Here is a 5,003-nt window from a genome sequence, read left to right as displayed (position 1 = left end):
GGGCTGGTGTCGGTGCATCCCAAGGCGACGGGCGTGCGCAACTTTACCCAGTGCGATTCCTTGCTCATCGGCAAGGACTGCGGCAGCCACACGGTGCCCTATATCGAGGCCAGGAACGGCTCGGCCCAGCTGGAGCATGAGGCCACCACCACGCGCCTGTCGGACGATCAGCTGTTCTATGCGCAACAGCGCGGCTTGAGCGAGGAAGAGGCGGTGGCCCTGCTGGTCAACGGCTTCGTCCGCGACGTGCTGCAGGAACTGCCGATGGAGTTCGCCGTGGAGGCGCAGAAGCTGGTGGCGATCTCGCTGGAAGGGAGCGTGGGGTGAGTGATCTTTCTCAACCTCGGCGGCCTACTTTCGCGGTAGTCGTTGTGGGGAGTTATGTCCTGGCGGCGGCGACTGCGGTGATCGTGTCAGCCGCTTGGATCGAAGAGATGCTCTGGATCGGCGGTGCGGTCTTCCTGGCCTGGTTGGCCATGATCGGCTGGGCCTTCTCGCGATTTGGAGGGCGAGCCGCCTGGATGCTCCTCGGCTTTCTGTTCGTAAACCCCGTCACTCTGTTCTTCGGCGGACTGACCTATGCGTGCGCCGTCAAGGCGGCGTGCCTCTAGATTAAGCGTTGCAAATGCTCACCATCCAAAACCTCCACGTCACCCTCGACGACAAACCCATCCTGAAGGGCCTGACGCTCGACGTCCCGGCGGGGGAGGTGCATGCGGTCATGGGACCGAACGGCGCGGGCAAGTCGACCCTGGGCTACGCCCTGGCCGGGCGGCCCGGTTATGAGGCGGCGCAGGGGTCCGCGACCTGGCGGGGCGAGGACCTGCTGGCGCTGGACCCGGCCGAGCGGGCGGCGAAGGGGGTCTTCCTGTCGTTCCAGTATCCCATCGAGATTCCGGGCGTGCCGGCCCTGACCTTCGTGCGCACGGCGGTGAACGCCCAGCGGCGCGCCCGGGGCGAGGCCGAGATCTCGGCGCCGGACTTCCTGAAGAAGGTGCGCGAGGCGTCGAAAGCCCTGAAGATGGACTTCGACATGCTGAAGCGGCCCCTGAACGTGGGCTTCTCCGGCGGCGAGAAGAAGCGGATGGAGATCCTGCAGATGGCGCTTCTTGAGCCCAGTCTGCTGATCCTGGATGAGACGGATTCGGGTCTGGACATCGACGCCCTGCGCATCGTCGCCGACGGCGTGAACGCCCTGCGCTCGCCGGAGCGGTCGATGCTGGTGATCACCCACTACCAGCGCCTGCTGGACTACATCAAACCGGATCAGGTGCACGTGCTCGTGGCCGGGCGCATCGTCGCCTCGGGCGGGCCCGAGCTGGCCCACGAACTGGAGGCGGAAGGCTACGACAAGTTCCTTCCGGCGGCGGCGTGAGCGCGGCGGTCCTGAACCTCAACGATCCGGCCACCTTCCCCTCGCGGCGGGTAGAGGCATGGAAATACAGCGACCTGCGCCGGGTTCTGCGTGAGGCGCCTGAGCCATCGCCGGAGGCAGCCGTCGCGCCGGGCGGGCCGTTCGCGATGCTGGGCGGCGAGGAGATGGCGTTCGCCAACGGGCGGGCCGTGGGGGCGGACGCCTTCGTGGCCTCGGGCGCGCAGACCCTGCGCCTGCGCTTCGTATCGGAGGCGACGAACACCGGCCACAGCGCCGCCGCGCGCATCGCGGTGAAGCCGGGCGCCCGGCTGCTGCTGCTGGAAAGCCATGAGGGATCGGGCGCCGGCTATGTGGCGCACAACCGGCTGGACATCGACGTTCCGGCGGGCGCCGAGGTGACGCGGGTGGTGCTGGTCGAGGAGCCGGAGGACGCCATCTCGGTGGCCGAGGCGAAGGTGGCCGTGGCGCCGGGCGGGACGTTCCGCCAGACCACCCTGCTGACCGGGGCGAAACTGCAGCGGCAGGAAACGCATCTGACCCATGGCGGGCAAGGGACGGACGTACGCATGGACGGGGTCTATCTGCTGACCGGCGCGCGCCATGCGGACATGACCAGCGTGGTCAGCCATTCGGGGCTGAACGGGGTCACCTCGCAGCTGACCAAGGGCGTGGTGCGGGATCAGGCGCGGGGCGTGTTCCAGGGCAAGATCATCGTCCAGCGCGGGGCCGACGGCACCGATGCGCGCATGGGGCATCACGCGCTGATCCTGTCGGAACGGGGCGAGGTGGACGCCAAGCCGGAGCTGGAGATCTACGCCGACGACGTGCAGTGCGCGCACGGCAATACGGTGGGGGCGCTGGACGAGAGCGCCCTGTTCTACATGCAGCAGCGTGGCCTTTCGGCGGACGAGGCGCGGGCGCTGCTGGTGCAGGCGTTCCTGATCGAGGTGGTGGACCGCATCGATCACGAAGGCGCGCGGGAAAGGGTGCGGGAATGGCTGGAGGCGCGGCTGTGAACCTTCCTCCCCCATCGGGGGAGGGGGACCATGCGCAGCATGGTGGAGGGGGCCAGACCCTGACACCGGCGGCGCGGCAGGCCCCCTCCGTCACGACGCAAACGCGCCGCGCCACCTCCCCCGATGGGGGAGGATTGCTGTCCTTTGACGCCCTCGCCGCGCGGGCGCAGTTCCCGATCCTGTCGCGGACGGTGAACGGGCGGCCGCTGGTCTATCTGGATTCCGCCGCCTCGGCGCAGAAGCCGCAGGCCGTGATCGACGCCATCAGCGGCGCCATGTCGGGCACCTACGCCAATGTGCACCGCGGCCTGCACACCCTGGCCAATGAGACCACCGCGGCCTTCGAGGGCGCGCGGGCCACCGTGGCGCGGTTCCTGAACGCCGAGGCCGAGACCAATATCGTCTTCACCAAGGGCGGGACCGAGGCGATCAATCTGGTGGCGGCGGGCGTGGGACAGGGCCTTCAGCCGGGCGACGAGATCATCGTCAGCCAGATGGAGCATCACTCCAACATCGTGCCCTGGCACATGCTGCGCGAGCGGCATGGGGCGGTGCTGAAATGGGCGCCGGTGCTGGATGACGGGTCGCTGGACATGGCGGCGTTCGAGGCGCTGCTGACCGCGCGGACGAAGATCGTCGCCGTGACGCACATGTCCAATGTGCTGGGCACCATCAATCCGATCACCGAGATCACGCGGCTGGCGCACAAGGCCGGGGCGCGCGTGCTGATCGACGGGTGCCAGGGGGCGGTGCACTGCGCGCCGGACGTGCAGGCCATCGGCTGCGACTGGTACGTGCTGACGGGCCACAAGCTGTACGGGCCCACGGGCATCGGAGCGCTGTACGGAACGACCGAGGCGCTGGAGAGCTTGCCGCCGTGGCAGGGCGGCGGCGAGATGATCGAGACGGTGGAGCAGGATCGCGTCACCTATGCGAAGCCGCCGCACCGGTTCGAGGCGGGGACGCCGCCGATCCTGGAGGCCATCGGCCTGGGCGCGGCGCTGGACTGGCTGATGGGCTTCGACAAGGCCGGGATCATCGCCCACGAACAGGCGCTGTACGCCCATGCGCGGGCGCGGCTGGACGGGATCGACGGGCTGCGGGTGCTGGGCGAGGCGGCGGGGAAGGGGGCCATCCTGACCTTCACCGTCGACGGCGCCCACGCCCATGACATCGCCCAGATCATGGATCGCTACGGCGTGGCGGTGCGGGCGGGCCTGCACTGCGCCGAGCCTTTGGCAAAACGAATGGGGGTGACGTCGAGCGCCCGCGCCTCGTTCGCCCTATATAATACGACGGAGGACGCCGACGCCTTCGTGGATGCGCTGATCAAGGCGCGCGAGTTCTTTATCTGATGACCATGGACGACAAGCCCATCACCGAGAACGCCACCTTCGCCGAAGCCTGGGACGCGCCGAAGACCGGGGCCCTGGACCAGGCCGAACTGGACCGCCTGACCGACGAGCTGGTCACGGCGCTCAAGACCGTGTTCGACCCGGAGATCCCGGTCGACATCTATGAGCTGGGCCTGATCTACAAGGTGGACGTGTCCGACGACCGCGATGTGGTGGTGGAGATGACCCTGACCGCGCCGGGTTGCCCGGTGGCCGGCGAGATGCCGGGCTGGGTCGAGGATGCGGTGCGGACCGTTCCGGGCATCAAGTCGGCCCGCGCCAATCTGGTGTTCGACCCGCCGTGGGATCCCTCGCGCATGAGCGACGAGGCCAAGCTGCAACTGAACATGTTCTGATGACCGAGCTTCAGACCACCGCCCGCCCGCGCCGTCCGCGCCCCAAGGCCGTCACCCTGACGGACGCCGCAGCCGCGCGCGTCAAGGCGATCATGGCCAGGGCGGAGCAGTCCTATGTGGGCCTGCGCGTGGGGGTGAAGAACGGCGGCTGCGCGGGACAGGAATATACCTTCGCCTATGCGGAGACGGTCGAACCGCTGGACGAGGTGGTTGAGGACAAGGGCGTCACCATCCTGATCGATCCCAAGGCGGTGCTGTTCCTGATCGGGACCGAGATCGACTATGAGACCTCGAAACTGGCGTCGAAATTCGTGTTCCGCAATCCCAACGAGACCGACGCCTGCGGATGCGGCGAGAGCGTGACGATCGTTCCCGCCAAGGGCTAGAGACCCCGGGCGGAAACCGCGGCCGTGTGCAGAGACACGACCGCGGCCTCAGGTCAGTTCTGGTCGGGCGTGTTCATGGCGTTGCCGCCGGTCGCCATCGGTGCGGACGCGCCATCAGGGCTCGTGGAGACGGCCCCACGATAATCCACAGATACGTTCTGCGTCTGGCCGTCGCGGGTGGCGGTGCCCTGCCACAGGCCTTCCGGAGTAAGGGTCAGCGCGGAGACGTTCGTGTAGCCGGCGTTCTCAATGTGGCCGCGCGCCTGGCCTTCGGTGAAGGAGTTGGCCCCTTCGGTCTGGGCGGTGGCGGCGGTGTCCGTGTTGAGGTCCTCATTCACGGCCTCGTTCATGGGCTCATTGGGTTCCGAGCAGGCCGCGAGCGAAGCGGCGGCGAGCAGGGCGGATAGGGTGACGCTCATGGTGAGGCGCATGATGATTCTCCTGAATCCTCTGAAAGATGTGGCCACAACCGCCCG

8 protein-coding genes are annotated in these 5,003 nt (G+C 68.0%); 7 read left to right on the top strand and 1 reads right to left on the bottom strand.

Going from position 1 to position 5,003, the window contains the following annotated elements; all coding sequences use genetic code 11:
- The 7 genes from C0461_RS13455 to C0461_RS13425 all read left to right on the top strand — a co-directional run.
- On the top strand, nt 1-327 hold a 327-nt coding region (locus C0461_RS13455), incomplete at its 5' end, for a SufD family Fe-S cluster assembly protein (protein WP_292107711.1).
- Nucleotides 324-611, top strand: a complete 288-nt coding sequence (locus tag C0461_RS13450; RefSeq protein WP_292107710.1) for a hypothetical protein — start codon at nt 324-326, stop codon at nt 609-611. The genes C0461_RS13455 and C0461_RS13450, both read left to right, overlap by 4 nt.
- A gap of 14 nt (nt 612-625) precedes the next feature.
- The gene (gene sufC / locus C0461_RS13445) at nt 626-1,375 is read left to right on the top strand and encodes a Fe-S cluster assembly ATPase SufC (protein WP_292107709.1); all 750 of its coding nucleotides are present in this window, start codon (nt 626-628) and stop codon (nt 1,373-1,375) included.
- Nucleotides 1,372-2,391, top strand: coding sequence for a Fe-S cluster assembly protein SufD (sufD, locus tag C0461_RS13440; protein ID WP_292107708.1), 1,020 nt, complete (start codon nt 1,372-1,374; stop codon nt 2,389-2,391). The genes sufC and sufD overlap by 4 nt, the downstream gene beginning before the upstream one ends.
- Before the next feature lie 137 nt (nt 2,392-2,528).
- Nucleotides 2,529-3,746 (top strand): SufS family cysteine desulfurase, encoded by a 1,218-nt coding sequence (locus tag C0461_RS13435; RefSeq protein ID WP_292107714.1) that lies wholly within the window; start codon nt 2,529-2,531, stop codon nt 3,744-3,746.
- Between the two features lie 5 nt (nt 3,747-3,751).
- Nucleotides 3,752-4,141, top strand: coding sequence for an SUF system Fe-S cluster assembly protein (locus C0461_RS13430; protein ID WP_292107712.1), 390 nt, complete (start codon nt 3,752-3,754; stop codon nt 4,139-4,141).
- Nucleotides 4,141-4,527 (top strand): iron-sulfur cluster assembly accessory protein, encoded by a 387-nt coding sequence (locus C0461_RS13425; RefSeq protein ID WP_292107707.1) that lies wholly within the window; start codon nt 4,141-4,143, stop codon nt 4,525-4,527. Before C0461_RS13430 ends, C0461_RS13425 begins: the two co-directional genes overlap by 1 nt.
- 53 nt (nt 4,528-4,580) lie before the next feature.
- Here C0461_RS13425 and C0461_RS13420 read toward each other — a convergent pair.
- The coding region (locus C0461_RS13420) for a hypothetical protein (protein ID WP_292107706.1) at nt 4,581-5,003 on the bottom strand (423 nt) is incomplete at its 5' end.

This window comes from Brevundimonas sp. (assembly GCF_013823285.1).
Lineage (GTDB): Bacteria > Pseudomonadota > Alphaproteobacteria > Caulobacterales > Caulobacteraceae > Brevundimonas.
This window is presented reverse-complemented; position numbering and strand designations above follow the sequence as displayed.

Coding starts and splice junctions, on each gene's coding strand:
- C0461_RS13430 (WP_292107712.1), top strand. CDS start 3,752: ATGGACGACAAGCCCATCACCGAGAACGCCACCTTCGCCGAAGCCTGG.
- C0461_RS13425 (WP_292107707.1), top strand. CDS start 4,141: ATGACCGAGCTTCAGACCACCGCCCGCCCGCGCCGTCCGCGCCCCAAG.
- sufC (WP_292107709.1), top strand. CDS start 626: ATGCTCACCATCCAAAACCTCCACGTCACCCTCGACGACAAACCCATC.